The sequence below is a fragment of the Streptomyces sp. CBMA156 genome, from assembly GCF_014596515.1.
GTDB lineage: Bacteria > Actinomycetota > Actinomycetes > Streptomycetales > Streptomycetaceae > Kitasatospora.
Map to the genome: position 1 here is coordinate 1 of NZ_MSJQ01000430.1, position 25,720 is coordinate 25,720.

Here is a 25,720-nt window from a genome sequence, read left to right on the forward strand (position 1 = left end):
GCTTCACGGCGGTGTAGCCGCCCGCCGCCGCCGTCCGGACGCATCACCCGGACGCGCCACCCGGACGCGCCGCCCACCCGCCCCGGCCCGTCCCGCGGTGGGAGGATCGGTCCGTGCCCGCCCCCCAGCCCCGCGCCGCCGCTCCCGCGCCCGCCCCCGGGTCCGAGCCCGGGGCCCGCCGCCGTCTGCTCGTCCTGGCGGTCTGCTGCCTGAGCCTGTTCATCGTCGGCCTCGACAACACCGTGGTGAACATCGCCCTGCCGGTGATCCAGCGGGACCTCGGCGCCCCGGCGTCCGGGCTCCAGTGGATCATCGACGCCTACACCCTGGTGCTGGCCTCGCTGCTGATGCTGTTCGGCTCGGTGGCCGACCGCTTCGGCCGCCGCCGGGTGTTCCAGACCGGCCTGGTCTGCTTCGCGCTCGGTTCCCTGCTGTGCAGTCAGGCGCCGAGCCTGGGCTGGCTGGTGGCGTTCCGGGCGCTCCAGGCGGTGGGCGGCTCGATGCTCAACCCGGTGGCGATGTCGATCATCACCAACACCTTCACGGACCCGCGGGAACGGGCCAGGGCGATCGGCGTCTGGGGCGGTGTGGTCGGCATCTCGATGGCGCTCGGCCCGCTGCTCGGCGGCTTCCTGGTGGACGGTGCCGGCTGGCCGTCGATCTTCCTGGTCAACGTCCCGGTGGCGCTCGCCGCCATCGCGCTGACCGCCCGCTACGTCCCGGAGTCCCGCGCGCCCCGGCCGCGCCGGCTGGACCCGGTGGGGCAGCTGCTGATGATCGTGCTGCTCGGCTGCGGCACCGCCGCGATCATCGAGGGCCCGGGCCACGGCTGGACATCCCCGCTGATCCTGGCCCTGGCCGGGACCGCGGTGGCCGCGCTGATCGCGTTCCCGCTCTGGGAACGGCGGGTGGCCGAGCCGCTGGTGGACCCGCGGTTCTTCGCGAGCGCGCCGTTCGCCGGGGCCACCGTCACCGCGGTCTGCGCCTTCGCCGCACTCGGCGGCTTCCTCTTCCTCAACACCCTCTACCTCCAGGACGTCCGGCACTACAGTCCGGTCGAGGCCGGCCTGTGGACGCTGCCGATGGCCGGGATGATGCTGGTCTGCGCGCCGCTGTCCGGGCGGATCGTCGGCAGCCGGGGCCCGCGCCTGCCGCTGGTCGCGGCCGGGCTCGGCCTCGCCGCGAGCGGGCTGCTGCTCACCAGGCTCGCCGCCGACTCCCCGCCGGCCCTGCTGCTGGTCGCGTACGCGCTGTTCGGCTTCGGCTTCGGCATGGTGAACGCGCCGATCACCAACGCCGCGGTCGCCGGCATGCCGCGCGCCCAGGCGGGGGTGGCGGCCGCGGTCGCCTCGACCAGCCGTCAGGTCGGCCAGTCGCTGGGCGTGGCGGTGATCGGCACGGTCGTCACCTCGGCGGTGGCCGGCCCGGTCGCGACCGGCTTCGCCCCGGCCAGCCACGCCGGCTGGTGGATCCTGGTCGGTCTCGGCGGCGCCGTCCTCGCCCTGGGCCTGGTCACCACCACCGCCTGGGCGAGCGCCACGGCCGCCCGGGTGGCCGCCCGGCTCGGCGCCGAGCCGCCCGCCGTCCGGTCCCGGGTTCGGGAGGCACCGCCCGAGCGGCTACCATGACCACTACGGCGGAAGAGCCGGCCGGGCGGTCGCGACGGGTCCCAGACCCGCCGAGGAACGTCCGGGCTCCACAGAGCATGGTGGTGGGTAACGCCCACCCGGGGTGACCCGCGGGACAGTGCCACAGAAAACAGACCGCCCACCGCTTCTCGCGGTGGGTAAGGGTGAAACGGTGGTGTAAGAGACCACCAGCGACCGGGGTGACCCGGACGGCTAGGTAAACCCCACCTGGAGCAAGGTCAAGATCGGTGCCCTCGGGCACCGTGCGCGGACGTTCGAAGGCTGCTCGCCCGAGTCCGCGGGTGGACCGCACGAGGCTGTCGGCAACGGCAGCCCTAGATGGATGGCCGCCTCCCCGGGCCGCGCAAGCAACCCGGGAGACAGAACCCGGCGTACAGGCCGACTCTTCCGCCGCCTGGCTTGAGTGAGGCCCCTGATCTGCAACTTCGCAGATCAGGGGCCTTTTCATGTCTCGAAGATCTGTAATCGCTTGCCGACTCTTCGCGCCTACTGCAGCCTGTTTCTGGGTGTGCGGTGGCGATCGTGTGGCGGTGAGAACGGTCGAAGCAGCGTCCAAGAGCCCCCGGTAGCCTCGTTGCAGCTAGCCGGCCAGCGCCTCTCCGAGCAGCGCGTACGGCCGACCGGTGAGCCGGCGATGCAGCGTCTCGGTGCGGGATCGGATCAGGCCCTCACGGTAGGCGGCCGGCAGCCGCTCCCACACTCCGGACGCCATCTCAGCCGCACCGGTCGGGTCGCCGTCGACGCGGAGGCATGCGACGGTGTCCACTGCCAGCAGGGCGCGCGCCATGACCGACGGAGAGTCCGTGAGCGCCAAGGCGTCCTCCTGTGCCTGGTAGGCGCTGCCCGTGTCGCCCAGCAGTGTGTACGCCTGCGACAGGTGCACGTGGTGCTTCTGCTCGGGGTAGCCGAACCAGGTGTCGGCCGCCTCGGCGCCGTTCAGGCGCTCCGCCAGATTCCGCGTGTCGTCTACCGCTCGCCGGGCCCCTTCGAGGTCGCCGGAGGCTGCCAGAGCACGCGCTGTGACGGCCGCGGCGAGCGCTGCGGCCGCCGTCGGGCTGCTCCCCGCCTCCCGCCGGGCCTGCTCGGCGATCCGAGCGGCCGCCCCGGGAGCGCCGTAGTTGAGCGGGACCATGCGCGGCATGGGCCTCGTCGACGGTATCGCCAACCGCTGGGGCGTCGACGAAGCTCCGTTCGGCAAATGGGTCTGGGCCGAGATCGGCTGCCCACCGAACACTCCGTCGCAGGCAGGGCCTCGGGGCGTCACAGCCACCGAATACCGCTCGGCGAAGGAGGGGAACACGTGCACGACCTGATCGCCAGTCCGTTCCTGGACGAAAACCTGTTGGTGCGCCCTGGTGGCCGGGGCGGTCTCCGGCTCCCGCAGGCCAACTACGAGGAGCAGCGTGCCCACGACCCAGCCCGGACAGCTCCCTCGTGGCTGGCGGATGCCGTGCGCGCCCAGTGGGCCGACCTGGACGTGACCGGCCGTCCTGCGGGTGACGTCCTGCTGGTCCGGCAGCCCTCCACGTGGGGCTACTCGCGAGCCAGCTGGGAGATCAACCTCGGCTGCAACTACACGTGCAAGCACTGCTATCTCGGGCTCAAGGTCAACTCGGGTATGCCGCTCGCGGACAAGCTCACCTGCCTGGGCATCATGGCCGAGGCCGGCGTTCTCTGGATCCAGATCACCGGGGGCGAGCCCACCGTGGACCGGGACTTCATGCCCTCGTACCGCCGCGCGTTCGAGCTGGGCATGATGATCACCGTCTCCACCAACGCCTCGTTGCTGTGGCGGGAGAACCTGCTGGAGATGTTCCGCGAGCGCCCGCCCTACCGGGTCACGGTGTCGATGTACGGGGCGACCAAGGCCGGCTACGACGAGCTGACCCAGCGGCAGGGCGCCTGGGACCTGTTCATCCAGGGCATGAACGCCGGCCGCAGGGCCAAGCTGCCGCTGCGGATGAGCATCATCGTCACCGAGGACAACGCCACCGAGGAACAGGCGATGATCGCCCTGTGCGAAGGCTGGGGGCTGGAGTACAACGTCTTCACCAACATGACTCCGACGATCTACGGCGGGGCGGAGTCGCTGACCGCGCAGTCCAAGGAGCACCTGCGGATGCGCAAGCCGTTCGGCGGCTGCAACGCCGGACACACCTTCTTCCACACCGACCCACACGGGCTGGTGTCCATCTGCAAGATCGGCCGTGACGACCAAATCAGCCTCCCCACCGAGGGGATCAACGGCCTCGCCCGACTCGGCGCCATCGCCGACCGCCTCATGCTTCGCACCGGTGGATGCTCCGGCTGCCAGCTCTCCGGCGCGTGCACCGTGTGCCGGCCGCTGGCCAAGCACTACCAGGAGGCGAAGGCACCACTCGCAAGTTACTGCCAGCACGGGATCAAGAAAGCAGGGTGACATGACTGCTGTAGCTGTCGAACTCTCCCCGAGGCGTCCGCTCTCGGACGACGGCCCGGCCCAGCGCCTGCCGTACCTCACGCGGCCGATCACGGCCCCGACCCCGCCCGTCACCGAGATCATCGCCGTCGGCGACCTGGACGACGTCATGGACAGCGTGAAGTGTTCCTGCAACGCGGGCGACGACAACCCCCACTGAACCACCCGCTGATCGCACCTGATCAGTAACGCTCAGGCCCCGGCGCTCTCCGCGCCGGGGCCTGAGCCGCGCGGGGCGGGCGAGTAGGGTGCGGGTATGGATCTGCGCTGGGACTTGCTGCGCCCCGTGATGTGCGTCCCGTATTTCCCGACGCTCGGGCCGCTCCACCCCGAAGCCATTTCCGCTGAGCTTCTGGCCGAGGTGTTCGCTGTCGCTGGCACTGGAGAATTCCTGCCGCACGACAAGGACCGGCGGTGGTCCGACCACAAGGACGAGCATGTCCTGGTGGACGCCGTCGTTCAGGACCAGGCTCGCACGCTGATCCCCACCATCACCGGTCGTGGCATCCTGCGCGTCCATCTCTACGGCGCCCGCGAGCACCGGCAGGAGGCCGAAGAGCTGGCCGCCAAGCTCGCCGCCGGGCGCGACGCATCTCAAGCCCGTGTGGTGTGGTTCCCGGACACCGCCGACCCAGTGGCCACCTCTACCCGCGTGCAGCTACGCACCTTCGACCAGGACGCACCAGGCGTCGAGGGAATTGAGGTCCTCAGCCAACAGACCGAAGCTATCCGGACATCCTTCCCCGAGTTCGCCGAGAAGCTGGCCAGTGAGGGCTTCGTGTTCCTGCACTCCCGGATCGACAGCGCCGGCCCCGTGCTGGTCGCTGTCCAGGACGAGCGCGTAGTAGGCGCAATCGGCCCCATGGAGACCATGCCCGACCCCATCGGTAGGCGACGACTCCTCCCGCAGTATTTCGGTGTTCTGCCGGAATACCGCAACCTCGGCCTCGGGCGGCTCCTGTGGCGCTCGGCGATGCACTGGGGCAAGGAGCGCGGCGCCGACTACCAGCTCTTGCAGACAGCTGCCGGGGGCGCATCCGACCGACTGTGCCGGAGCGAGGGCCTGGCCGACCTCGGATTCGTCTGCACCAACACCATCTGACGAGAGCCTCACGACGGACGAGGAGCCGCTGAAGAGGCCCGATGAGTGGCGGTCGCCGAAGGTGTGGCGATCACGTGGCGATCGGACCCTTTGGCAGGACGTTTTCCCAGCTCAGTGCCCGCAAGGGGACTCTGCCCGGCGTACGGGCCGACTCTTCCGCCGCCTGGCTTGGGGCTCCGCCCCCGGAGGGGCCTCCGACCTGCGTCGGAGGCCCCCTTTGGTCTTTCGGGGGCTTGCCGTGTCAGGCGGCAGGAAGGCCCTCGAAAGTCCCACGGATCGATCTTGGTATGCGGCCGGTGCTCTGTGGCCATCGCCGTGTTCGGTCGTTTGAGGGAGCAAGGGCCGGGGCCGGCTGAGCCTGGCCCGACCTTGGGTGCCGAGCACGCACGGGCGGAGATCGCTTCATGATCACTCCGGGCGCGCGGTGGACAGCCGTGCGGTGAGGCTCGCAGCCGCCACTCGTGGGAGCGGGGTGCTCACCGCCGAACCGCGTGCGGGGCTCTCTGCGGCCGCCTCCTCCCGGAGCCGGACGGGGACGGCGTCGCCACAAGGTGGGAACCCCCGCGCCCCGGGACGCTGCGGTCGACCCACGTAGCCCATGGGGTGGATGCGGCCGCCCACCCCATGCCCCCGGCTACTGGTCGGCCCCGCCCGGTCCGGATAGGTCCGTCCGAGGGGATCAGGCCGAGGGGATCAGGCCGACTGCGGGCTGGCCCCGAGGTGCTTCACCAGGTCGAACGCCTCCCGCCTGATCGTGGTCAGTGAGCTGATGGTGCGGTCGTCGGCCTCACGCCAGCGGCTCTGGGCGATGCGCCACGAGGCCAGGAAGACTCCGACCCGCATGTGGGTCACGAGGCTGTCCTGGGCGCCGTTCGCGACGACCCTGCCGAGGATGGTGAGCTCCATCTCGACGCAGTGGTCGAAGCTGTGCTTGGCCAGCGTCATGCTCCCGGCCGCGAGGTCGAGGGAGGCGGCGAAGTCGTCCGCCCACTGTTCGCCCGCGGTCGACAGCACGTGCTCGAGCGGGTCGTTGAGGTCCGCCATGGTCGACGCCTCGGGGGGCAGTTCCTCCAGGTACCGGTCCCACAGCTCGACTTCGGGGGCCAGGAACACCCCCTGCTTCTCCGGGAAGTACCGGAAGAAGGTGCTGGTGCCCACGCGGGCGTGTCGGCAGATCTGCGCGACGGTGGTCGCGTCGTAGCCGAAGGTGGTGCCGAGTTCGCGCGCCGAGCGGAGGATCTGCTCCTTGACCTCGGCTTTCTTGATGTCGCGTAGCGACTCCGGCTGGTGCTTCTGAGGCGATTTGCGAGTCATAAGCGGAAGGTAGCAGCACCCGTATGGGTTTGACCCCCACTAGGCAGCGATTACCTTCTGGGTGTATAACCCTTGTGGGAGTCAGTCCCACATGGGGCTGACCGTCGCTACGGGGGCGAGCGAAGACGTGGGTAGCAAACGCAGGTGGGCGTCAGTGGCTGATGGCGCGGGCGCAGTCGTGCCCGCGGGATCGGATCGCCACCGGACCGGGGCGCGTCGAGCCCCGGATGGCCGGCCCGATCGGCCGTGCCGCGCGTGAGCGCGAGAGGGTCCTCCGTCCACGACGGGGACTCCGCCGGAGATCGGTGTTCAGGAGAAATTCCCTTCCGGGTCAACGGTGACACCCGGAGCCTGGCCTGACGGGCCGTGAGAAGACCGCCCGTCGAGGCCGGAACGACGCCCCACCAAACCTTGAGTGGCACTGCCGGTGACATCGGCTGCCCATATCCAGTCACGGAGGAACAAGTGGAAACCAAGCTCAGCGACGAGACCATCAAGCAGGTCACCTTGGAGATCGTCATCGACGAACTCGAACTCGATGTCGAGCCCGGCGAGGTCGACCTGACCGCGAACCTGATCGACGACTACGAGGCGGACTCGCTCGGCCTGATCCAGGTCCTCGCGAGGGTGAACAAGGAACTGGCGATCCGTCTGCCCCGGGAAGAGGTCGGGGAGCTGCGCACCGTTGACGAGATCATCCGGCGGATCATCCAGCTGCGCGCCGCCGGGGAGGCCGTCAATGAAGGCTAGGACCCGTCGGGTGGTCGTCACCGGAATCGGCTGCGTCAGCAGCATCGGCACCGGCGTCGAGAGTTTCACCGAAGGCATCAAGAACGGCCGGAGCGGGATCTCGGAGATCCGGTCCTTCGACAGCAGCGACTTCAGCAGCCACCTCGGCGGCGAAGTGCACGACTTCGTACCGGAATCGATCGTCTGCACGATCGACCCGGGCGACTGGGGCCGGACCGCGCAGATCGCAGCCGCCGCCGCGCGACTGGCCGCGCAGGACTCGGGCATCGAGTTGACCGAGGAACTGCGGCTGGCGACCGGGGCGATCATCGGGACGACCAACGGGGAGGCTCCCACGGTCGACACCCTGACCGGCCACTGGCTGGACCACGGTCCCGGCCTGATGGACGCCGGCCTGGTCAGTCAGTTACCCGCCGGCAACATCGCCGCCGCCGTCTCGGTCGAACTCGGCCTCCACGGCGAGACGATGACGATTCCCACGGCCTGTTCGGCGGCCAACTACGCCATCGGCAGCGCCGGCGACAAGATCGTTTCGGGCGAGGCGGACGTCATGTTCGCGGGTGGCGCCGACAGCGTCAACCGGTTCACCCACGCGGGGTTCCTCAGCCTCGGCGCCATCGCCGACGGGGTGGGAAGGCCGTTCGACCGCAACCGGACCGGCATCGTCACCGCCGAGGGCGGTGCGGTGCTCATGCTGGAGGAACTGGAGCACGCCACCAGCCGCGGCGCCCACATCTACGCCGAACTCCTCGGCTACGGGCTGTCCTGCGACGCGCACCACATCGTGCACCCGGACGCGGACAGCATCGCGGACTGCATCCGGAAGGCCCACGCGCACTCCGGGATCGACGCGGGCAGCGTCGACTACATCTCCGCCCACGGCACCGGCACACCGACCAACGACGTCACCGAAGTCACCGCGACGCGCAGCGTCTTCGGTGACGCGCACCCGCCGATGAGCTCCATCAAATCGATGCTGGGGCACACCATGGGCGCGGCGAGCGGATTCGGTGCCATCGCCTGCTGCAAGGCGATCGAGGATTCCTTCCTGCCGCCGACGATCAACCTCACCGAGGTCGATCCCGAACTCGGACCCGGCATCGACTTCGTCGCCGGCAAGGCGCGGAACGCGGACGTGAAGGTCGCCCAGAACCACGGTTTCGCGTTCGGCGGGAACAACGCGATCACGATATTCGGCGCCGTCACGGATCGTCCCGTGGCCGCAGCGGCGGGGGAGTCGGTGTGATGAGCCAGACCAGTGCACCTCGGATCACCGACATCTCCGTCCTGTCCGTCGCCGGCCTCGGCATGGACGCGTTACGGGAACGCCTGAACGTGCCCGCGGCCGACGCTCTGCCGCAGAACCCGCCGCCGTTGGCGGACGCCGGTGACTACACCGGGATTCCCGGCCGCATCTCGGCCGTGCCCTCCTTCAGGATCACCGACTTCGTGCCCAGGAAGGGCACGAAGAACATCGACCGCACCACCGCTCTCGGACTGGCGGTCAGTGCCACGCTCAAGCGCGCGCTGACCGAGCGGGCCGGAATCACCGACGACTCCTGGCTGTCCACCGGTGTCGCGATGGGCAGCATGGTGGGCAGCCTCCGCAGCAGCGTCGAACTGGACTCCCGGGTGATCGAGGGGGCCGGCATCGACCTGGTCAACCCGGCCCAGTTCCCCAACACCACGATGAACTGCTGCGCGAGCCAGATCGCGATCTGGCACCGGTTCAGCGGCCCCAACTCCACGCTGGCCAACGGCAACCTCAGCGCCTTCTCGGCGCTGCAGTACGCGGCGCGGCTGATCAGCCGCGGCCACGGGCAGCGGATGCTGGTGGGCGGGGTGGAGGAGCTGTCCCCGCACACCGCGTGGGGCATCCGGTCGAAGAAGATCGTGCACGAGACCGTACCGGTCAGCGAGGCCGCCGCGGTGTTCGCGCTGGAGCCCGAGGGCCTCAGCGAGGCGCCCGTGCTGGCGACCGTACCGGCCTGCGCGGTGGGCTTCGCCCCCGACCGCTCGGCCGGCGGGTACAGCGACGCCCTGCGCCGGGTGATCACCGGTGTGCTCCGGCAGGCCGGGGTGGAGGGCACCGCCGTCGACCTCGTCCTGCCCGGTTCGGAGGGGACGGTGCTGGCCGCGGCCGAACAAGCCGCACTGGCCGGGTTCACCGCCGAAAGGGTGGACGTGCGCAAGGCGCTCGGCGAGTGCGGGAGCGCCACCGGGGCCCTCCAGGTCGCGGCCGCCCTGGCGGTCGGACGGCCCGGCGACACGGCGCTGATCACGGGGATCGACATCTCCGGCGCCGTCGGGGCGGCCGTCCTGCGGATCGGGGCCGGGACATGAGCCCCCGGATCCTGATCGTGGGCGCCGGCCCGGTCGGCCTGTCCGCCGCCATCTCCCTGCGCCTCCAGGGGCTGCCGGTGACCGTGGTCGACAAGGCCGCCGCGCCGCACACCCATCCGAAGGCCGTGGTGCTGTGGCCGCGCGCGCTGGAGAGCTTCGAACGCCTGGGCGTCGCCGACCGGTTGGTGGCCGAGGGCCACCGCCTCACCGGCCAGCAGTACCACTCCAACGGCACCCGCGTCGCCAGTATGACCTTTCGCAGGCTGCGGCACACCAAGTACCCGTTCGCACTGGCCATCCCGCAGCACACCACCGAGCGCGTCCTGCGGGACCGCCTGTCCGAACTCGGTGGCTCGATCCGCACCCACACCGAACTGACCGCGCTGCGGCAGGACGTGGACACGGTGACCGCGACGCTGACCGACCTGGGCACCGGTGCCGCGCAGGAGGAGGCCCACGACTGGGTGATCGGGGCGGACGGGGTCCACAGCTCCGTCCGCTCGGCGATCGGCGTCGAGTTCGTGGGCCAGACCTACGAGCAGACCTTCCTCCTCTCGGACGGTCCCTGCGACACCGGGCTTTCCACCGACTCCGCGCACTACTTCATGACCGACACCGGTGTGCTTGTCATGGTGCCGCTCCCGAACGAGCAGTGGCGTGCCTTCATCAGCGCACCCCGCGAGATACCGGAGGGCGAGGCGCTGGTCGACACGGTGGCGCGCGTGGTGGACCAGCGGTCGCCGGTTCCGGTGCGGTTCCTCGACGGCCACACGGCCGGGCGGTTCCGGATCCACCGCAAGGCCGCGGAACAGGTCTGGCGGGACCGGGTGTTCCTGGTCGGGGACGCCGCCCACGCGCACAGCCCGGCGGGCGGGCAGGGCATCAACACCGGTGTGGAGGACGCGACCAGCCTCGCGTGGCGCCTCGGCGCGATCTGCCGGAACCCGCGGTCCGCGGCGGAGTCCGGCCGGGTCTTCACCCAGTGGGCGGACGAACGCCACCAGGTCGTCGAGAACGTGTTGCGCGACACCGACCTCCAGACCCGGCTGTGGGGCGTGCGCGGGCTGCGCCGCCGCCTGCGGGACGCGGTGCTGTACGGCGCCGAGCGCACCGGGCTGCTCGACCGCATGGTCATCCCCCGCCAGACCCAGATCGCCCAGCGGTTCAGCCCGGGCCCCGGGCAGGGCCGGCCGAAGGCCGTCGGGGTGCTCCGCAGCCACGCCAGGCTGCCGAACGTCGCGATTCCCACGGACACCGTCGGCGGGACGCGCCTGCACGACTTCCTGTCGTTGACCGAGCCGATCGCCATCGAGTTCGACCCCGCGGGTACGGCGGGTCGCCACAGCAAGGTGCGGCAGTCGGTCGCCCAGGGGGCGGGGCTCGACGTCGTGTCACTGACCGGTCCGGCCCTGCGATCCGCCCTGGGCATCAGCCGGCGCGTCACCTGCGTCGTGCGTCCGGACGGGATCGTGGCCGAACTCGCACCGAAGACCGCTCGCAACAGGGGGGACAGCACTCGATGACCACGGCCGTCAACCGCATCACCCAGGAGCTGGTGCACCGCGCCAACCCGCAGGAGATCCTGGTCTCCCCGCCGAGCTGGGGCACCGAACACCGGTACCACACCACGACGGTCACCACCGACATCAGCCCCTACTACCTGGACCACCACGGCCGGCACCGGCTCGACCTGCTGCTGATGACCGAGGCGTGCAGACAAGCGGCGATCAGCGCGGCACACCGCTTCGAGGGCGTTCCGCTCGGGGTCGCGGCGTTCTTCAACTCCATCGACATCCGGCTGAGCAACGTCGACACCCTGGTGAACTCCACCAAGGAGCTGATGATCACCACCTCCATGGAGCAGATGAAGCTGCGCGCCGACGGCTCGCCGAAGCAGATCGATTACTCGCAGGAGGCCGTCGTCAGCGGCTCGAACGAGCCCGTGCTGAACTCGCGGATGGCTGTCCAGGGGGTACCCAAGGGGCGGTACGCGGACCTGCGCGCCTACCAGCGCAACGGTTCCGCGGCACCGACCACCGCGACGATGCGGGCCACCTTCCGGCGCCACCGGGACATCGCCGAGCCCGCGCGGGTCGGCCGGACGCAGACGGCCAACGTCGTGCTGGCCGGGCTGGAGCGTACCGCCGACGGGGCCACCGCGCTCCTCGACGCGGACCTGGCCAACACCAGCCTGTTCGACCACGACTACGACCACTACCCCGCGATGGTGCTCATCGAGGCGGGCCGCCAGCTCGCCCTGGCGTGCACCGACCGCCCGGTGGACTGGATCATCAGCGGCTGCCGCGCGGAGTTCCCCGGATTCGCCGAACTCGACACCCGGACCACCGTCGTCGCCCGGAGGTCCGGCAACCACGTCGAGGTCAGCTGCCGGCAGGACGACCGCGTCGTCACCGGGATGTGGTTCGAGCTGACGTCGATGGCGAGGCGGTCATGACCCGGATCGCCATCTGGAGCGACTTCCGCGGCGTCCTCACCCCGCCGCTGGCCGAGGGGGTGCGCCGGTTCTGCGAGGGCGCGGACTTCACCCCCGCGCAGATCATGCGGTGCCTGCGCGCCATCGGCGAGCGCCACGGCAGCCCGGACGGAATGGCGGTGCTCGACTCCGGCGTCCTCGACGAGCGCCGCTGGACCGGGGAGATCGAGCGCGAGCTGCTCAGCCGCTTCGACGTGTCCGCAGACCTGTCCGACTTCGCCACCCGGTGGTGGAGCGACCGGCGGCTCGACGAGGACTGGGCGGCGGCCCTGCGGAAGTGGCGGGCGGCCGGCGCCTTCGTCGGGCTGATGTCCAACCTGCCGGTCGAGTGGCGGGGGGCCCTGACCGCCTTCCCCGCCGTCGCGGACGGCTTCGACGACGTGCTGCTGTCCTGCGACGCCGGCACGCGCAAACCCGAAACCCGGATATTCCGTCTCGCCGAGGCCCGCTCGGGCCTGGCCCCCCGGTTCAACGTCCTGGCCGACGACCTGCCGGGCAACGTCGCAGGCGCCCGGGAAGCGGGCTGGGGCGGCGTGCTCTCCGGCGGGGACGCGACCACATCCGCGATCGCGCTCATCGACTCGATGATGAGCGGCACCGCGGCGATCTGTGAAGGAGTGTCGCGATGAGCTCGCGATCGGCATTTGTCACCGGGGCCAACCGGGGCATCGGTGAGGCCATCGCCAGGGACCTGGCCAAGCGCGGGTACCGCGTCGTCGGCACCTACCGCAGCACCCGCCCCGAGGTGGACGGCGTCTCGTTCGTCCACTGCGACGTCCGCGATCCCGACTCGGTGGCCTCGGCGGTGCGCGAGGCCCGCGAGGTGCTCGGCGAGATCGACATCGTCGTCAGCAGCGCGGGCATCACCCAGGACGGCCTGCTGGTCACCCAGAACGCCGGCGACGTGGCCGGCGTGCTGGACACCAACCTCACGGGCGCCTTCAACGTCGTCCGCGAGGCCGTGTCCGACATGATGTCGAACAAGTGGGGCCGGATCGTGTTCGTCTCCTCGGTCATGGGCCTGTGGGGCTCGCCGGGGCAGACCAGCTACTCCGCCTCCAAGAGCGGGCTGATCGGCCTGACCCGCTCCCTCGCCTGGGAACTGGGGCGGGCGCGCATCACGGCCAACGCCGTCCTGCCCGGCCTCATCGAGACCGAGATGATCGCCGGCCTGACGGACCGCAGGCGCGACCAGGTGGTCTCCCAGACCCCGCTGCGCCGCACCGGAACACCCGAGGAAGTGGCCGCTCTGGTCGGCTTCCTGATCTCCGACGAGGCCGGGTTCATCACCGGAGCCTCGATACCCATCGGCGGCGGCATCGGGATGGGCGTGTGACCCGCCCGCCCACCCCGCCCGCGGCAACCGAAGTCGAGAAGAACCACCGAAAGGAACATCCAGTCATGGACACGACCCTGACCACCTCCTTCCGCCCCTGGCGCGAGGAGTACGTGACCCTCCCGGCGTCGACCGGGACCGGCACGGAGGCCTCCATCGGCCTGCTGAAGATCGGCAACCCGCACGCCTCCACGGTCGTGCTGTTCCTCGGCGGCAAGGAGGGCACGGCCGCCGGCTTCACCGCCCTGGGCCGCAGCGTCGCCGCGGTCGCGCCCGACCTGCAGCTCTGGGCCATGGACCGGCGCGAGGTGTTCCTCGCCGACACCTCCCGGGCCGAGGCGCCCCTGGACCAGGCCGTGGCCCACTACCTCGACGGCGGCCACCGGCGCCCCGACGCGGCCCGGTTCGGCGAGTACGCCGAGTGGGGGCTGCAGGTCCTGGTCGACGACATCCGGGTGGCGGTCGCCGCGGCCGCCGAGGGCGGGCGCAAGGTCCTGCTCGCGGGGCACTCCGTGGGCTCTGCCGAGGCCGTGCACTACGCGACCTGGGACTTCGACGGAGTCGGCGGCCACCGGAGCATCGACGGCCTGATCCTGGTCGACGGCGGTGCGCTCAACGCCTTCCGCGGCGCCGGCATGGAGTTCGGCATCGACCTCGGCACCGCACAGGGCTGGCTGGCCGGCATCCGCTCGGGCGGCGTGTTCGAGGCCGACACCTCGACGTCGGCCACCCTCGGCTTCGACGGCCCGCCGGAGACCGCCGCACTGTTCTACAAGCTGGCGGCCCGGGCGGTGCTGGAGCAGCCCACCGCCCCCTCGCCGCTGGCCGCCCGCCTGCCGGAGCGGTACTCCGTGCCGGCCTCGGCCACCAACCACGAGGTCTTCGCCGCCCTGGTCAACCTGGGCAACGCCAAGCCGGGCTACGGCGTGACGGCCGGCCACTTCGAGGGCGGCACCTGGGTACAGGACGGCCCGACCCGGCTCGGTGTCGTCGCCCACGCCCACGCGCTGGGCGCGGGCGGGTTCCAGTGGTACACGATGAACCGCACCCTGCTCGACCTGATCGCCGCGGACCCGCTGCGGCCGAACGAGATCACCGAGCTGCTCGGCCTGCGCGGCCTGCACGCCAAGGAGATCGACGTCCCGGTGCTGGCCTACGCCTCCGCGTTCACCAACGGCTCCTCGCTGGAGGCCGCGAAGGAACTCGCCCAGCTGTCGGCCATCAGCCGCCTCGACCTCGTCGAGGACAAGGCGCTGAGCCACCACGACGTCCTCTTCGCCGACCTGCCCGCCAACTCCCTCGTACGTGCCATCGCCTCGTTCGCGGGTTCGCTCGCCGCCTAGGCCAAGACCTCACAGACAGGAAATCCAACAGTGACCAGCACGGAGTCCGTCATCCGCACGGGCACCGCCGACACCCGCGACCGCCGCACACCGTCGTGGCCGGTGCTCGCGGTGGCCGCGGTGGCAGTCGTGATCGTGCCCCTCGGAGTCAGCGGCACGCCGCTCCTGCTACCGGGAATCGGCACCGACCTGGGCGGTGGCCTGGCCCCGCTCCAATGGGTGGTCAACGCCTACAACGTGGCCGCGGCGAGCACCATGCTCGCCACCGGCGTGCTCGCCGACCAGTACGGCAGGCGCCGGGTCTTCCGCCTCGGCGCCGGGATGTACCTGGCCTCCCTGCTGGTCACCGTCCTGGCCCAGAGCACCCTGGTGATCGACGTGGCCAGGGCCGCCGCCGGGATCGGGGCCGGCGCCATCGTGACGTCGATGACCGCCATCGTGGCCAACACGTTCGACGGCCCGGCCCGGGCCAAGGCCTTCGGGCTGGTCGGTGTGGTGATCGGCGCCGGGCTCGCGCTCGGGCCGACCATCAGCGGCTTCATCGCTCAACTCCTGAACTGGCGCGCGGTGTTCGGTTTCCACGCGCTGATCGTGGCGGCGGGGCTGCTCGGCTCGCTGGTGCTGACCGAGTCCCGCAGCAAGGGCGGCAACCGCTTCGACTTCCTCGGGGCGGGCCTGTTCACCGCCGCGCTGCTGCTGCTCACCATCGGTACGATCGAGGGCCCGCAGTCGGGGTGGGCGGACGTGCGCACCGTCACCCTGTTCGCGGGCGCGGTGCTGACCTTCGTCCTGTTCGTTCTCCACGAGCGGCGCACGAGCAGCCCGATGTTCGAGATGGGCCTCTTCGCCGACCGCCAGTTCCTGACGGTCAACCTGGTCAACATCGAGTTCGCGTTCGGCTTCATCGGCCTGCTCCTGCTGCTCCCCGCCTTCCTGTTCAGCGTGAGCGGACTGGGCAACGGGGCGGCCGGCCTGCGGATCCTGCTGCTGACCGTACCCATCTTCCTGGTGCCGATGCTGTCCGGCCGGCTGAGCGCCGCGGGCGTGCCGCTGCGGCTGATCCTGGTCGGCGGCCTCGCGCTGATCGGCCTCGGCGCGTTCGGGCTGACCTTCGTCGAGGGCGACAGCGCGCTGTGGGCGCTGGCGGTCCCGCTGGCCGTCACCGGCGCCGGTGTCGGTGTGCTCAACGGCGTCATGGACGGTGCGGCGGTCGGCTCCGTGCCGAACACCTCGGCCGGCATGGCGGCGGGGATGTTCAACACCATCCGGCTGGCCGCGGAGTCCCTCGCCTCCGTGGTCGTCGTCGCCCTGGTCGCGTCGTTCGTCAACACCCGGCTCGCGGACGCCTCGCTGCCCGCGGACCTGAACGCCGCCAGGGCGGCGGACGAACTGGCCACGGGTGACGTCAAGCAGCTCTTCGCGCAGCACCCGGACCAGGTCTCCACCCTCGCCTCGGCGCACGCCTCGGCGTTTCACCAGGTGATGTGGATCTCGGTGGTACTCGCCGCGCTGTCGGTGGTGGCCGTGCTGGTGCTGCTCCGCCGTCAGGACGGCAAGCGGTGACCGCCACCCGGCAGTTGCCGCTGTCCGCGGTGGACACGGTCGAGGCGCGGGAGGGCGGATTCCTCGGCCGCAAGCGGGTGCGCGCCGACGACCCCTACCTGGCCGGGCACTTCCCGTCGCTGACGGTCTACCCCGGGGTGTTCCTGATCGAGGGCGTGCAGCAGATGCTCGAACTCCACCTGGACGGCGTGCCCGGGGGGATCGAACTGCTCTCCGTCGAGTCAGCCCGGTTCAGCCTGCCGGTCCTGGCGGGGGAGGAGGTGCTGTTCGACACGCGGGTCACCGGAGAACGCCCGCTGCTGTCGACCACGACGACCTGCACCGTCGACGGCCGGCGGTGTGCCCGGATCGCCGCGACCTGGAGGTGCACGTCATGACCGAGTACCCGGACCCGGCCGACCTGCTGCCGTACGGCCACCCGGCGCTCCACGTCGACCGGATCCTCGCCCACGCGCCCGGCGAGCTGACCGCCGTCAAGGCCGTGTCCCAGCACGAAGTCGGCAGCCACGCCGGATCGGCCCGACCGGCCCGGCTCCCGTCGACCCTGGTGCTGGAGTCCTTCCTCCAGGCGTGCGGGCTGCTGGCCGTGCTCGACGCCGAGGAGGGTTCGCGCGACCGGCTGCTGGTGTTCGGCTCGGCCCGCAACCTGCGCTTCGAGGGATCGGTCCGGGCGGGCGAACTCCTCGTGCACGCGGTGCGACTGCTCGAAGCGCACGAGGACACCGCGGTGTTCTCCGGGGTCTCCCGCGCCGGTGACGGACAGACCGTGCTCACCGTGGAGCGCGCGATCACCCTGAGCCGGCCGCCGGGCTCCCTCGCCGCGGCGAACAGCGCAGACTGACCAGCCGTCCGACGAAAGTGAGGCACCATGTACGACCACGTGATCACCGTGCCGGGTCAGGGGGCGCACCGACCGGGCATGCTCGACTCCTGGCTGGCCTCGGCACCGTACGCCCGGGAACTGCTCGCCGACTGGTCCGAGTCCGCGGGGCTCGATCTGCTGGAGGCCGGCCGTGACGCCGCCGCGATGGCTGACACCGCCGTCGCGCAGCCGCTGATCACAGCGGCGGCGCTGCTGTCGCTGAAGCGGCTGCGGGCCCGGCTGGACGTGGACCCCGGCCGGGTGCTGTACGCCGGGCACTCCGTCGGCGAGCTGGCCGCGGCCGCCGGTGCGGGCTACCTCCCCCCGGGTGCGGCGGTCGCCCTCGCCCGGGAACGCGGGAAGGCCATGTCGGCGGCGTGCGCGACGGCCCCGACCGGCATGGCGGCGTGCATGCCGTCCAAGCGGGACGGCGCGGCGGACGAGGCGATCGTCGACGCGATCCGGGCCGGGGGACTGTCCGTGGCCAACTGGAACGGCAGCCACCAGTTCGTGGCGGCCGGTCCCTCGGCCGCGGTGGAGGCCTTCGGTGCGAACCCGCCGGCCGGCATGCGGGTGGTCCGGCTGGAGGTGGCCGGGGCCTTCCACACCGAGGCGATGGCTCCGGCCCTGGAGCCCTTCGCCCGCGCCGTGGCCAGGGCGCCGTGGCGGGCGCCGGACTCGGCGATGCTGGGCAACGCCGACGGCTCACTCGTCACCGGACCGGACGACCTCCGGCAGCGGCTGGTCGCGCAGCTCACCTCGGCCGTCCGGTGGGACCTGTGTGCGGAGTCCATCGCCCGGCACTCCTCGGCGCGGACGCTGCACGTCGAGCTGGCGCCCGCGGGGCCGTTGACGAAGCTGGCCGAGCGGGCCCGCCCCTGGACGCGGACGGTGGCCCTGCGCTCGGCGGACGACCTGGACGCCGTACCCGCTCTCGCCGGCAGTGGCGCCTGATGGCCCGCCAGGTGGTGCCGGCCGGCCAGGAGGACCTGCTGACCCGGCCGCTCTTCTGCCATCTGGGCACCCTCAGGGCGGACGGTGCCCCGCAGGTCAACCCGATGTGGTTCCTGTGGGAGGACGGCGAGTTGTCGTTCAGCACGTCGACCACTCGGGCCAAGTACGCCAACGTCCGACGCGACGACCGGGTCTCCGTGTCGGTCAACGACCCGGAGCAGCCGTACCGCTGCCTGGAGGTCCGGGGCCGGGTGCACCGGATCGTGCCGGACACCGAGGGCGAGTTCTTCCGGCGCCTGGCCGCCCGGTACGGCCGTGAGCTCAACGGGCAACTGCCTCCGGACGTCCTCACCCGGGTCCGCCTGGTCGTCCGGCCGGAGACGGCCCGCTACCAGTGACTCCGAGGACTCGGAGAACTCGGAGGCCGTAGGGCGACTGGCCGACCGGGCTCGGCGGTGCACCGGCGGTGGCCTCCGCGGACGTCTCGTCCGTGGAGGCCACCGCCGGTTGCGTTCGCTCGCGGCGGCCCCGTCAGGCGGGGCGCGCGCCGACGGCGTCGCGGATCTGGTCGCCGAGGCCGCCGTTGACGCGGGCGCAGTTGGCGCAGCAGAAGAACATGCCCGCCACCTCGACGCCGTGGCCGACGATGCGGACGTCGCACTGTTCGCAGCGCGGGGCGAGCTTCTCCATCGCGCACTCGAAGCTGTCGAAGGTGTAGGTGTCGCCGGTGACCGTCCTGATCTCGAAGGCCAGCCAGTAGTCGTTGCCGCAGGTGACGCAGATGGCCATGACGGCCGTCTCCTTCCGGTGGGGGCGGCGGCCGGGAGCGGCCGCGCGGTCACTCCCAGTCTTGGAGCCTGCCGGGGAGACGGCCACTCGGCGGCGTCGTCAGACGGAGCGGGCGGCGAGGTCCTCCAGGGCCCGGACGGCGCGGTCGGCGTCGTCGGCGGCGACGAACAGGTGGTCGTGGTGGAAGCCGGCCACCACGTTGCAGCTGATGCCCTCCTCGGCGAGCCGGCCGGACACGGCGGCGGTCAGCCCGACGGCCTCCAGCGCCGAGTGGATCCGCAGGGTGATCCAGGCCGCCACGTACTCGTAGCGCAGCCCGAGCGCGTCCGCCTCCTCCTGGGCGACCACCACCGTCATTCCCTCGGGCTCGGCGACGGTCACCACCGGCCGCATGCCGGCGGGCACCCGCGTGGGGAGCGTGCAGTAGACGTACCGCCCCGGGTCGAGCCGCGGGCTCATTCCGCGCAGCAGCGTCGCAAGGTCTCGTTCTGCGGCCATGCCCGCCACCGTAGCGGCTGGACGGGGGATGCGGGGCGCTTCGCGGGCGTGTCGGAATCCGTTGACGAGCGACAGTCGCCGATATATCGTCGAACTATCGAGACAGTAACTCGACTGCCTCGTTGAACCTCAGGGATCCGAGGAGGTGGGCGCGATGCGCTCGGAACGTCAGGGAATGCGGTTCCGTTGGGAGGGCCCGGTGGGCGGCGGGTTCCGCCGTGGCCAGGGCCCGGATTTCCGGGGGATGCCCGGAGAGGGCGCCGAGGGCCGGGAGGCGTTCGGCGGGTTCGGTCCGCCGTTCGGCGGTGGCGGCCCCGGCCGGCCGATGGGCGGCCCGTACGGGCACGGCTTCGGCGGGCACGGCGGCCGGCGCGGCGGTCCGCACGGGCGGCGCGGTGGCCGGGCCAGGCGCGGTGACGTCAGGGCCTCGCTGCTGGCGCTGCTCAAGGAGCGGCCGATGCACGGCTACGAGATGATCGCCGAGATCGCCGAGCGGACCGGCGGAGCCTGGCGGCCCAGCCCGGGGTCGATCTACCCCAACCTCCAGCTGCTGGAGGAGGAGGGCCTGATCACCGCGGAGGAGGTCGGCGGCAAGCGGCTGGTCTCGCTCACCGAGGCGGGCCGGGCCGAGGCCGACGCCGGGCCGGACGAACCGTGGGCGGAGGCCGGCCGGGAGGTCGACTGGGAGGCCGTCCAGGAGGTCGGCCAGGCGCTCGCCGCCGTCGACCAGGCGATCCGCCAGGTCATGGCCACCGGCACCGAGGCGCAGCGCACCAAGGGCCTGACGGTGCTGACCGAGGCCCGCAAGAAGCTGTACCTCATCCTCGCCGAGGACGACTGACCGGCCCGGGGGCGGGGCGGTGCCGCTGCCCGGGCGGCCGGGGAGAAGGCCTCACGGCCGGACCACGAACAGGGCCGCGCACACCAGCAGCAGCACCGCCCAGCCGAACCAGAGCCAGGCGTTCGGCTCGATGATCACGCTGTAGAGGCACACCGCCAGGAGCAGCACCCCGGTGACGCCGGCGACCTGCCGGTTGTGGTGCTCGACCGCGCGGGAGCGGTTCCTCGGGTGCCGTACCGTCCTCGCCATGCCGACCTCCCGGGGGAGCCTGCGGGGAAGGAGGCGGCCGTCAGCCGGAGGCCGCCTCGTCGTACTCGTAGCGCCAGAACCAGCTCAGGCCCCGAACCTGCTTGCTCCGGACGTACACCAGTGTGCGCGCGGGGGCCTCGCCGTGCGCGGGGACCGGCACCTTGTACTTCTTGGGCACGCCGAGCATCGGCCCCAGCGGGACGGGCAGGATCCGCCCGTCCAGGGGGCCGCCGACGAATGCGGTGTCCGCGCTCTTCATCCCCCCAGGGTCTCACCTCCACGGGGTGACCTGGGATCGGCCCTGGAGGCGGGGCCGCAGGGGGAGTCCGGGGGTGACCGGCAACTCCCGGGCGGGAGGGCGGGCGGGGCGCCGCGTGCGGGCGGCGTGCCCGGAGCGTGCCCGGGGCGCGCCCGCCGGCGGCACCGCGAGTGTGACCGGAGAGGCACCGCCCCCGGTCATCCGGAAGGCCTCCGCACCCTTATCCTTCCTGTTACGCCCTCGGGGTCCACCCCGGGTCAGCGGGCCCCGTACGGGCCGGGTGAGGCGCGAATCCGCGTTCCCTCCGGCCGGTTTGGCGCGGACAGCGTGCTGCCGCGACTGCGTACCGTGACCCCGGCGTCGGCCGTCCGGTGACCCCGGGCCGCGGCCGGCAGGGCGCGGACGTCAGGGCCGAACACCCCGGGAAGCAGCCGGGGGCGCCGTGCGTTGCGTCCGAGTGGTACGTCGAACGCTGTGTCGCACCAGGCACGGCAGTTGCGCGGAAGGGGCCCGATGGAAGCCGGCGGCAGGTGGACGACCTGGTGGCAGAGGCGTGATCGTCAGCGGGCAGGGGGCGCGGACGGCCCGGCCGGACTCGATCAGCTGCTCGGCGCGGTGCGCGCCGGATTCCCGCTCGCGCCCGCCGCGCATCCGGCCGGCTACCGGTGTTCCTGTGACCGGGTGGCGTGTCCCGCCCCCGCCCAGCACCCGGTCTCCTTCGCCTGGCAGACCCAGGCCACCACTGACCCGGAGCAGCTCTCCCGCTGGCTCGCCCGCGACCCGCAGGCCAACTTCGTCACCGCCACCGGCCGGGTGCACGACGTGCTGGACGTCCCGGTGGAGGCCGGCCGGCTGGCGCTGGAGCGGCTGACCGCGCTCGGCGTCGAGGGCCCGGTCGCCGCCGTCGGTGAGGACCGCTACCTGTTCTTCACCGCCACCCGCGGCACCCCTCAGGACGAGGACGAGTGGTGGCCGAGCGCGCTCGACTCCACCCCGGACACCATGTCCGAGCACCCGGGCCTGCGCTGGCACTGCCGCGGCTCGTACACCCTGCTGCCGCCGGCCGCGCTGCCGGACGGCTCCCAGGTGCGGTGGCTGCGCGGGCCCGAGCAGCCGCTGCCGGACCCGCTGCGCGTCCTGGACGTGCTCACCGACGCCTGCACCGAGGTGGGCGCCGTCGCCGAGGAGCAGTGGCTGATCGGCTAGGGCCTCTCTTGTGGATCATGCCGGGCGCGCGACGCCGCGGTCGAGCGGCGTCACGCCGGCACGTCGTCACGGCAGGGTGAGGATCTCCGCGCCGTCCGCCGTGACCACCAGGGTGTGCTCGAACTGGGCGGTGCGCTTGCGGTCCTTGGTGACGACCGTCCAGCCGTCCGCCCAGACCTCGTAGTCGTAGGTGCCCAGGGTCAGCATCGGCTCGATGGTGAAGGTCATGCCCGGCTTGATCACCTCGGTGGCCCGCTCGCTGTCGTAGTGCGGGATGATCAGGCCGGAGTGGAACGACGTGTTGATGCCGTGCCCGGTGAAGTCCCGTACCACGCCGTAGCCGAAGCGCTTGGCGTAGGACTCGATGACCCGCCCGATGACGTTGATCTGCCGGCCCGGCTTGACCGCCTTGATCGCCCGGTCGAGGGACTCCCTGGTGCGCTCGACCAGCAGCCGGGACTCCTCGTCCACGTCGCCGACCAGGTAGGTGGCGTTGAGGTCGCCGTGCACCCCGTGGATGTACGCGGTGGCGTCGATGTTGACGATGTCGCCGTCCTGGAGCACGGTCGAGTCCGGAATGCCGTGGCAGATCACCTCGTTGATCGAGGTGCAGACGGACTTGGGGAAGCCCCGGTAGCCGAGGTCGGAGGGGTAGGCGCCGTGGTCGCACATGTACGCGTGGGCGACGGCGTCCAGCGCGTCGGTGGTGACGCCGGGGGCGATCAGCTTCGCCGCCTCCTCCATCGCCCGGGCGGCGATCCCGCCGGCGATCCGCATCTTCTCGACCGTCTCGGCGGTCTGCACCTCGGGCCCGGTGTACGGCGTCGGCGCGGGCTTGCCGACGTACTCGGGGCGCGCGATGTTCGCCGGGACCTTGCGGGTGGGGGACTGGATGCCGGGTACGAGAGCCATGCCGCGAGTCTAGTCGTCGGGCCGGGCCGGACCCGGGCGGTGTGCGGCCGGGCCCGCTGCGGGGAATGATCGGTACCGACCCATCCTTCGAACGGGAGAGTGCCATGCCCCTCGGATTCAACCGCAAGCCGACCGGCAAGCCCGGCGAGTGGTTCTACTGCATCAAGCACCAGAAGGTCGAGGAGGGGCCGGAGTGTCCGGCGAAGGACCGCCTGGGGCCGTACGCCAGCCGAGAAGAGGCCGCCCAGGCGCTGCGGATCGCGGACGAGCGCAACCGGGAGTGGCGCAACGACCCGCACTGGAACGACCGGCCCGAGGACGACACCGAGTAGCGGCCGCTCGGCGGCCGAGGGGCGGGAGCCGGTGGTCAGCGCGGCTCGGGGCCGGTGAAGTAGTTCTCCGAGATCTCCAGCACGACGAGGCGCCGCCCGCTCGCGAAGGCCTGGGCGGCCGCCTGGTCCTGCGGCCCCGGAGGGCGGGACCCGCGGTCCGCCCAGGCCGTCACGCCGTCGTCGGGGGACCGCGGCCGGGGGACGTTCAGGCCGGGGGTGGCCGAGGCCTCGGGGCCCTTCCGCTCGTCGAAGCCCAGACGCACCCCGAGCAGGTCCGCGCTGTCCTCCCGGGGGAAGCCGTACCAGAGCACCTCGCCCGGCCGGGGCGAGGCGTTGGTGTCGGCCGCCCTGGCGCCCTGGGCGGTCAGCGCGGGCTCCCACCGGGACCGGATCTGCTGCGGATCGCCCGCCACCGCCAGGTACCTGACCACCTGTCGGCGGCACTCCGCGGCCGGCCGGCGGGTGCCGAAGCCGTCGGACCAGCTCGGCCCGACGGCGCAGCCGTCCCGGAGGCCCTCGCCGATCACCTCGGCGCCGGAGAGCGCGGGGAGGAGCGAGGCGAGCCGGCGGTCGATCTCCGCGCCGAGCGCCCGGTCGGCGGCGACCACCTCGGGGGAGTCGGCGAGCGCCCGCAGGTCCGGCGGCGGCGGTCCGCTGGCCGTACGGTCCGCCCGGATGGCCGGCCTCACCGTCCCGCCGTCCGGCCAGAACAGCCAGCCGGCCACGATGCCCGCCAGCACGGTCAGGACGAGCACCAGGCCCGCCCACTTCTGCCAACCCCCCACCGCCATGGGCGGGAGTCTGTCACACCGCGGTGACGGCCTCCCGGGCGGCGCGTTCGTGCTCGGCGCGGACGGCGGCGGCGTGCGGGTCGGTGCGGTCGTCGTAGGAGAGCAGCTTCGGCAGGGCGGCGGCGACCGCGAGCACCGCGACCACGCAGGCGAGGCCGCCGGCCCACACCGAGGCGCGCACGCCGACCAGTCCGGCCATGGTGCCGGCCCTGACCTGGCCGAGCTGCGGGCCGACGGAGAAGCTGAGCAGTTCGACGCCCGCCATCCGGCCGCGCACCGCGTCCGGGATGGACTGGTTCCACATGGTCGAGCGGGCGAGCCCGCTGATCTCGTCGGCGCCGCCGGCCAGCGCCAGGCCGAGCAGCACCAGCCAGATGTGCCCGGACAGCCCGGCGAGCGCCATCGCCGCGCCCCAGCCGACGGCGGCGGCCAGCAGCAGCCGGCCGTGCCGGTGGACCCGGGAGGTCCAGCCGCTGGTCACGCCGACCAGCAGGGCGCCCAGGGCGGACGCCGCGTACATCGGGCCGAGCGCCCAGTCCGCGCCCAACTCCGAGGCCAGGAAGGGGAAGACGGCCACCGGGTAGGCGAACAGCATGGCGCAGATGTCGATCGCGTAGGTGCCGAGCAGGTCCTTGCGGCTCCACGCGTAGCGGACGCCGGTGAGCACCGCCCGGACCGACGGCCGCTCGGCGCCGGTGGGCGGCGGCACCGCCTTGATCCGGACGAGCAGCAGCAGCGAGAGGCCGAAGGTGAGGATGTCCAGCGCGTACGCGGTCTGCACCCCGGCGAAGGCCACCACGACGCCGGCCAGCGCCGGGCCGGCCACCGAAGCGGCGTTGTGGTAAAGCGAGTTGAGGGCGAACGCGGCGGTCAGGTGCTGGTGCGGGACGAGCCGCGGGGTGAGCGAGTCCAGTGCCGGGCGCTGGAGGCCGTCGGCGGCCGCGACCAGCGCGGCGACCAGGTAGATCGGCCAGAGCAGCGGGTGCGGCAACAGGGCGTTGAGCAGCAGCAGTCCGGCCAGCAGGCCGAGCGCCGCCTCGGCGCGCAGCACCAGCTTCCTGCGGTCCACGGCGTCGGCGAGGGCGCCGCCCCAGAGGCCGAAGACGACCAGCGGGACGAGCTCGACGGCGCCGATCAGGCCGACCGCGAAGGAGGAGCCGGTGAGTTCCTTGATCTGCATCGGTACGGCGACGAGGGTCAGGAAGCTGCCGAAGCTGGTGACGCAGCCGGAGGTCCACAGGTAGCGGAAGTCCCGCGAGGCACGCCAGGGGGAGAGGTCCGGGGTCAGTGAGCGCAGCAGCGTCCGGGCGCGCCCGGGCACGGGGGGATGCGGGGGTTCGTCGGTCACGAACCGTTATCCTCGGACGCCGATCGCCGTTCCCGCAAAGGGTTTTCGGGCGGCCTGCGAACCGGCCCGTGGTGAACGGGGCCGGCCCGGTTACCAGCGGCTGATCGCGGGCATCGAGGCCAGCCGCCCGGCGAGCCCGGCGAGCCGGTCGCGGACGGAGCGGTGGCCTGCCCACTGCCCGGCGGCCGCGCTGACCAGGTGCTGGGCGAGGTCGAAGGGCTCCTCGGCGGCGGTGCCGACGGTCAGCCGTTCGTGCGCAAGGCCGTGCAGGTCACCGGGATCGCCTGGCCCGTCGGGGGTGCCCCCGTCCAGCGCGAGCACGGTCGC

30 protein-coding genes, 1 other RNA gene and 1 pseudogene are annotated in these 25,720 nt (G+C 72.1%); 22 read left to right on the plus strand and 10 right to left on the minus strand.

The genetic code is table 11. The annotated features are described in order from the left end of the window. Window positions 1-185: 185 nt before the first annotated feature. Window positions 186-1,628, plus strand: coding sequence for a DHA2 family efflux MFS transporter permease subunit (locus BU198_RS38560; protein WP_223244060.1), 1,443 nt, complete (start codon window positions 186-188; stop codon window positions 1,626-1,628). A gap of 13 nt (window positions 1,629-1,641) precedes the next feature. Beyond that, window positions 1,642-2,039, plus strand: an RNA gene (gene rnpB, locus BU198_RS38565) — RNase P RNA component class A. A gap of 190 nt (window positions 2,040-2,229) precedes the next feature. Here rnpB and BU198_RS38570 read toward each other — a convergent pair. Further along, a complete protein-coding gene (locus BU198_RS38570) occupies window positions 2,230-2,790 on the minus strand; it encodes a hypothetical protein (RefSeq protein WP_188296033.1) in 561 nt (186 codons plus the stop codon). On the opposite strand from BU198_RS38570, the gene BU198_RS38575 reads away from it, so the two are divergent. The 4 genes from BU198_RS38575 to BU198_RS38590 all read left to right on the plus strand — a co-directional run bounded on the left by BU198_RS38575 (window position 2,789) and on the right by BU198_RS38590 (window position 5,209). Further along, window positions 2,789-2,962 (plus strand): hypothetical protein, encoded by a 174-nt coding sequence (locus BU198_RS38575; RefSeq protein ID WP_188296034.1) that lies wholly within the window; start codon window positions 2,789-2,791, stop codon window positions 2,960-2,962. The two genes, BU198_RS38570 and BU198_RS38575, sit on opposite strands and share 2 nt — an antisense overlap. Continuing rightward, a complete protein-coding gene (locus BU198_RS38580) occupies window positions 2,950-4,068 on the plus strand; it encodes a radical SAM protein (protein ID WP_188296035.1) in 1,119 nt (372 codons plus the stop codon). Before BU198_RS38575 ends, BU198_RS38580 begins: the two co-directional genes overlap by 13 nt. Before the next feature lies 1 nt (window position 4,069). Then, window positions 4,070-4,267, plus strand: a complete 198-nt coding sequence (locus BU198_RS38585) for a hypothetical protein (RefSeq protein ID WP_188296063.1) — start codon at window positions 4,070-4,072, stop codon at window positions 4,265-4,267. A 96-nt stretch (window positions 4,268-4,363) separates the two neighbouring features. Beyond that, window positions 4,364-5,209 carry a GNAT family N-acetyltransferase gene (locus BU198_RS38590; protein WP_188296036.1) on the plus strand — a complete coding sequence of 282 codons (846 nt, stop codon included), beginning with the start codon at window positions 4,364-4,366 and terminating at the stop codon, window positions 5,207-5,209. A 693-nt stretch (window positions 5,210-5,902) separates the two neighbouring features. Here the strand turns inward: BU198_RS38590 and BU198_RS38595 are convergent. Beyond that, on the minus strand, window positions 5,903-6,523 hold the full coding sequence (locus BU198_RS38595; RefSeq protein WP_188296037.1) for a TetR/AcrR family transcriptional regulator: 621 nt from the start codon (window positions 6,521-6,523) through the stop codon (window positions 5,903-5,905). A 465-nt stretch (window positions 6,524-6,988) separates the two neighbouring features. Here BU198_RS38595 and BU198_RS38600 point away from each other — a divergent pair, with 465 nt between their 5' ends. The 13 genes from BU198_RS38600 to BU198_RS38660 all read left to right on the plus strand — a co-directional run bounded on the left by BU198_RS38600 (window position 6,989) and on the right by BU198_RS38660 (window position 18,566). Next, window positions 6,989-7,273 carry an acyl carrier protein gene (locus BU198_RS38600; RefSeq protein ID WP_188296038.1) on the plus strand — a complete coding sequence of 95 codons (285 nt, stop codon included), beginning with the start codon at window positions 6,989-6,991 and terminating at the stop codon, window positions 7,271-7,273. Then, on the plus strand, window positions 7,263-8,519 hold the full coding sequence (locus BU198_RS38605; protein WP_188296039.1) for a beta-ketoacyl-[acyl-carrier-protein] synthase family protein: 1,257 nt from the start codon (window positions 7,263-7,265) through the stop codon (window positions 8,517-8,519). The genes BU198_RS38600 and BU198_RS38605 overlap by 11 nt, the downstream gene beginning before the upstream one ends. After that, window positions 8,519-9,616, plus strand: a complete 1,098-nt coding sequence (locus BU198_RS38610; RefSeq protein WP_188296040.1) for a beta-ketoacyl synthase N-terminal-like domain-containing protein — start codon at window positions 8,519-8,521, stop codon at window positions 9,614-9,616. Before BU198_RS38605 ends, BU198_RS38610 begins: the two co-directional genes overlap by 1 nt. Then, complete coding sequence (locus BU198_RS38615) at window positions 9,613-11,139, plus strand: FAD-dependent oxidoreductase (protein ID WP_188296041.1); 1,527 nt, start codon at window positions 9,613-9,615, stop codon at window positions 11,137-11,139. Before BU198_RS38610 ends, BU198_RS38615 begins: the two co-directional genes overlap by 4 nt. Continuing rightward, complete coding sequence (locus BU198_RS38620; RefSeq protein ID WP_188296042.1) at window positions 11,136-12,071, plus strand: AfsA-related hotdog domain-containing protein; 936 nt, start codon at window positions 11,136-11,138, stop codon at window positions 12,069-12,071. The genes BU198_RS38615 and BU198_RS38620 overlap by 4 nt, the downstream gene beginning before the upstream one ends. After that, the gene (locus BU198_RS38625; protein WP_188296043.1) at window positions 12,068-12,739 is read left to right on the plus strand and encodes an HAD-IA family hydrolase; all 672 of its coding nucleotides are present in this window, start codon (window positions 12,068-12,070) and stop codon (window positions 12,737-12,739) included. The genes BU198_RS38620 and BU198_RS38625 overlap by 4 nt, the downstream gene beginning before the upstream one ends. Beyond that, window positions 12,736-13,446: a 3-oxoacyl-ACP reductase FabG gene (gene fabG, locus BU198_RS38630; protein WP_188296044.1), complete on the plus strand. Its 711-nt coding sequence runs from the start codon at window positions 12,736-12,738 to the stop codon at window positions 13,444-13,446. Before BU198_RS38625 ends, fabG begins: the two co-directional genes overlap by 4 nt. Window positions 13,447-13,511: 65 nt before the next feature. Next, entirely contained in the window at window positions 13,512-14,789 is a 1,278-nt protein-coding gene (locus BU198_RS38635) for a hypothetical protein (RefSeq protein WP_188296045.1), read from the plus strand. Between the two features lie 30 nt (window positions 14,790-14,819). Further along, window positions 14,820-16,352 (plus strand): MFS transporter, encoded by a 1,533-nt coding sequence (locus tag BU198_RS38640; protein ID WP_188296046.1) that lies wholly within the window; start codon window positions 14,820-14,822, stop codon window positions 16,350-16,352. After that, window positions 16,349-16,729, plus strand: a complete 381-nt coding sequence (locus BU198_RS38645) for a 3-hydroxyacyl-ACP dehydratase FabZ family protein (RefSeq protein WP_188296047.1) — start codon at window positions 16,349-16,351, stop codon at window positions 16,727-16,729. The genes BU198_RS38640 and BU198_RS38645 overlap by 4 nt, the downstream gene beginning before the upstream one ends. Next, a complete protein-coding gene (locus tag BU198_RS38650) occupies window positions 16,726-17,193 on the plus strand; it encodes a 3-hydroxyacyl-ACP dehydratase FabZ family protein (protein ID WP_188296048.1) in 468 nt (155 codons plus the stop codon). Before BU198_RS38645 ends, BU198_RS38650 begins: the two co-directional genes overlap by 4 nt. A 27-nt stretch (window positions 17,194-17,220) precedes the next feature. Next, window positions 17,221-18,168, plus strand: a complete 948-nt coding sequence (locus BU198_RS38655) for an ACP S-malonyltransferase (RefSeq protein WP_188296049.1) — start codon at window positions 17,221-17,223, stop codon at window positions 18,166-18,168. Continuing rightward, complete coding sequence (locus BU198_RS38660; RefSeq protein ID WP_188296050.1) at window positions 18,168-18,566, plus strand: PPOX class F420-dependent oxidoreductase; 399 nt, start codon at window positions 18,168-18,170, stop codon at window positions 18,564-18,566. Before BU198_RS38655 ends, BU198_RS38660 begins: the two co-directional genes overlap by 1 nt. A gap of 133 nt (window positions 18,567-18,699) precedes the next feature. On the opposite strand, the gene BU198_RS38665 is transcribed toward BU198_RS38660, so the two are convergent. Together BU198_RS38665 and BU198_RS38670 are read right to left on the minus strand one after the other, a co-directional pair. Further along, the gene (locus BU198_RS38665; RefSeq protein WP_049658025.1) at window positions 18,700-18,957 is read right to left on the minus strand and encodes a hypothetical protein; all 258 of its coding nucleotides are present in this window, start codon (window positions 18,955-18,957) and stop codon (window positions 18,700-18,702) included. Between the two features lie 99 nt (window positions 18,958-19,056). Then, complete coding sequence (locus tag BU198_RS38670) at window positions 19,057-19,455, minus strand: ACT domain-containing protein (RefSeq protein ID WP_188296051.1); 399 nt, start codon at window positions 19,453-19,455, stop codon at window positions 19,057-19,059. 175 nt (window positions 19,456-19,630) lie between these two features. Between BU198_RS38670 and BU198_RS38675 the strand changes: the two genes are divergently transcribed. Beyond that, window positions 19,631-20,296: a PadR family transcriptional regulator gene (locus BU198_RS38675; protein WP_188296062.1), complete on the plus strand. Its 666-nt coding sequence runs from the start codon at window positions 19,631-19,633 to the stop codon at window positions 20,294-20,296. 51 nt (window positions 20,297-20,347) lie between these two features. Here the strand turns inward: BU198_RS38675 and BU198_RS38680 are convergent, their stop codons facing one another. Further along, window positions 20,348-20,545 carry a hypothetical protein gene (locus BU198_RS38680; RefSeq protein WP_188296064.1) on the minus strand — a complete coding sequence of 66 codons (198 nt, stop codon included), beginning with the start codon at window positions 20,543-20,545 and terminating at the stop codon, window positions 20,348-20,350. A 40-nt stretch (window positions 20,546-20,585) separates the two neighbouring features. Next, on the minus strand, window positions 20,586-20,804 hold the full coding sequence (locus BU198_RS38685) for a hypothetical protein (RefSeq protein WP_188296065.1): 219 nt from the start codon (window positions 20,802-20,804) through the stop codon (window positions 20,586-20,588). 513 nt (window positions 20,805-21,317) lie between these two features. Between BU198_RS38685 and BU198_RS38690 the strand changes: the two genes are divergently transcribed. Beyond that, the gene (locus tag BU198_RS38690; RefSeq protein ID WP_188296052.1) at window positions 21,318-22,010 is read left to right on the plus strand and encodes a bifunctional DNA primase/polymerase; all 693 of its coding nucleotides are present in this window, start codon (window positions 21,318-21,320) and stop codon (window positions 22,008-22,010) included. 66 nt (window positions 22,011-22,076) lie between these two features. On the opposite strand, the gene map is transcribed toward BU198_RS38690, so the two are convergent. After that, complete coding sequence (map, locus tag BU198_RS38695; RefSeq protein ID WP_188296053.1) at window positions 22,077-22,922, minus strand: type I methionyl aminopeptidase; 846 nt, start codon at window positions 22,920-22,922, stop codon at window positions 22,077-22,079. A 104-nt stretch (window positions 22,923-23,026) separates the two neighbouring features. On the opposite strand from map, the gene BU198_RS38700 reads away from it, so the two are divergent. After that, a complete protein-coding gene (locus BU198_RS38700; protein WP_188296054.1) occupies window positions 23,027-23,254 on the plus strand; it encodes a hypothetical protein in 228 nt (75 codons plus the stop codon). A gap of 35 nt (window positions 23,255-23,289) precedes the next feature. Here the strand turns inward: BU198_RS38700 and BU198_RS38705 are convergent, their stop codons facing one another. From BU198_RS38705 to BU198_RS38715, 3 genes and pseudogenes are all read right to left on the minus strand, one after another. Next, window positions 23,290-24,045, minus strand: a complete 756-nt coding sequence (locus BU198_RS38705; RefSeq protein ID WP_188296055.1) for a hypothetical protein — start codon at window positions 24,043-24,045, stop codon at window positions 23,290-23,292. A gap of 13 nt (window positions 24,046-24,058) precedes the next feature. Then, entirely contained in the window at window positions 24,059-25,393 is a 1,335-nt protein-coding gene (locus BU198_RS38710; protein WP_188296056.1) for an MFS transporter, read from the minus strand. A 90-nt stretch (window positions 25,394-25,483) separates the two neighbouring features. Then, window positions 25,484-25,720, minus strand: a pseudogene (locus tag BU198_RS38715) (hypothetical protein); the annotation flags it as partial.

Bases quoted from the DNA above. Each gene is read 5' to 3' on its own strand.
- BU198_RS38680 (WP_188296064.1), bottom strand. From the start codon at position 20,545: ATGGCGAGGACGGTACGGCACCCGAGGAACCGCTCCCGCGCGGTCGAG.
- fabG (WP_188296044.1), top strand. From the start codon at position 12,736: ATGAGCTCGCGATCGGCATTTGTCACCGGGGCCAACCGGGGCATCGGT.
- BU198_RS38635 (WP_188296045.1), top strand. From the start codon at position 13,512: ATGGACACGACCCTGACCACCTCCTTCCGCCCCTGGCGCGAGGAGTAC.
- BU198_RS38575 (WP_188296034.1), top strand. From the start codon at position 2,789: ATGGGCCTCGTCGACGGTATCGCCAACCGCTGGGGCGTCGACGAAGCT.
- BU198_RS38605 (WP_188296039.1), top strand. From the start codon at position 7,263: ATGAAGGCTAGGACCCGTCGGGTGGTCGTCACCGGAATCGGCTGCGTC.
- BU198_RS38620 (WP_188296042.1), top strand. From the start codon at position 11,136: ATGACCACGGCCGTCAACCGCATCACCCAGGAGCTGGTGCACCGCGCC.
- map (WP_188296053.1), bottom strand. From the start codon at position 22,922: ATGGCTCTCGTACCCGGCATCCAGTCCCCCACCCGCAAGGTCCCGGCG.
- BU198_RS38590 (WP_188296036.1), top strand. From the start codon at position 4,364: ATGGATCTGCGCTGGGACTTGCTGCGCCCCGTGATGTGCGTCCCGTAT.
- BU198_RS38655 (WP_188296049.1), top strand. From the start codon at position 17,221: ATGTACGACCACGTGATCACCGTGCCGGGTCAGGGGGCGCACCGACCG.
- BU198_RS38670 (WP_188296051.1), bottom strand. From the start codon at position 19,455: ATGGCCGCAGAACGAGACCTTGCGACGCTGCTGCGCGGAATGAGCCCG.
- BU198_RS38650 (WP_188296048.1), top strand. From the start codon at position 16,726: ATGACCGAGTACCCGGACCCGGCCGACCTGCTGCCGTACGGCCACCCG.
- BU198_RS38690 (WP_188296052.1), top strand. From the start codon at position 21,318: ATGGAAGCCGGCGGCAGGTGGACGACCTGGTGGCAGAGGCGTGATCGT.
- BU198_RS38615 (WP_188296041.1), top strand. From the start codon at position 9,613: ATGAGCCCCCGGATCCTGATCGTGGGCGCCGGCCCGGTCGGCCTGTCC.
- BU198_RS38625 (WP_188296043.1), top strand. From the start codon at position 12,068: ATGACCCGGATCGCCATCTGGAGCGACTTCCGCGGCGTCCTCACCCCG.
- BU198_RS38660 (WP_188296050.1), top strand. From the start codon at position 18,168: ATGGCCCGCCAGGTGGTGCCGGCCGGCCAGGAGGACCTGCTGACCCGG.
- BU198_RS38585 (WP_188296063.1), top strand. From the start codon at position 4,070: ATGACTGCTGTAGCTGTCGAACTCTCCCCGAGGCGTCCGCTCTCGGAC.
- BU198_RS38685 (WP_188296065.1), bottom strand. From the start codon at position 20,804: ATGAAGAGCGCGGACACCGCATTCGTCGGCGGCCCCCTGGACGGGCGG.
- BU198_RS38705 (WP_188296055.1), bottom strand. From the start codon at position 24,045: ATGGCGGTGGGGGGTTGGCAGAAGTGGGCGGGCCTGGTGCTCGTCCTG.
- BU198_RS38700 (WP_188296054.1), top strand. From the start codon at position 23,027: ATGCCCCTCGGATTCAACCGCAAGCCGACCGGCAAGCCCGGCGAGTGG.
- BU198_RS38610 (WP_188296040.1), top strand. From the start codon at position 8,519: ATGAGCCAGACCAGTGCACCTCGGATCACCGACATCTCCGTCCTGTCC.
- BU198_RS38675 (WP_188296062.1), top strand. From the start codon at position 19,631: ATGCGGTTCCGTTGGGAGGGCCCGGTGGGCGGCGGGTTCCGCCGTGGC.
- BU198_RS38570 (WP_188296033.1), bottom strand. From the start codon at position 2,790: ATGCCGCGCATGGTCCCGCTCAACTACGGCGCTCCCGGGGCGGCCGCT.
- BU198_RS38595 (WP_188296037.1), bottom strand. From the start codon at position 6,523: ATGACTCGCAAATCGCCTCAGAAGCACCAGCCGGAGTCGCTACGCGAC.
- BU198_RS38665 (WP_049658025.1), bottom strand. From the start codon at position 18,957: ATGGCCATCTGCGTCACCTGCGGCAACGACTACTGGCTGGCCTTCGAG.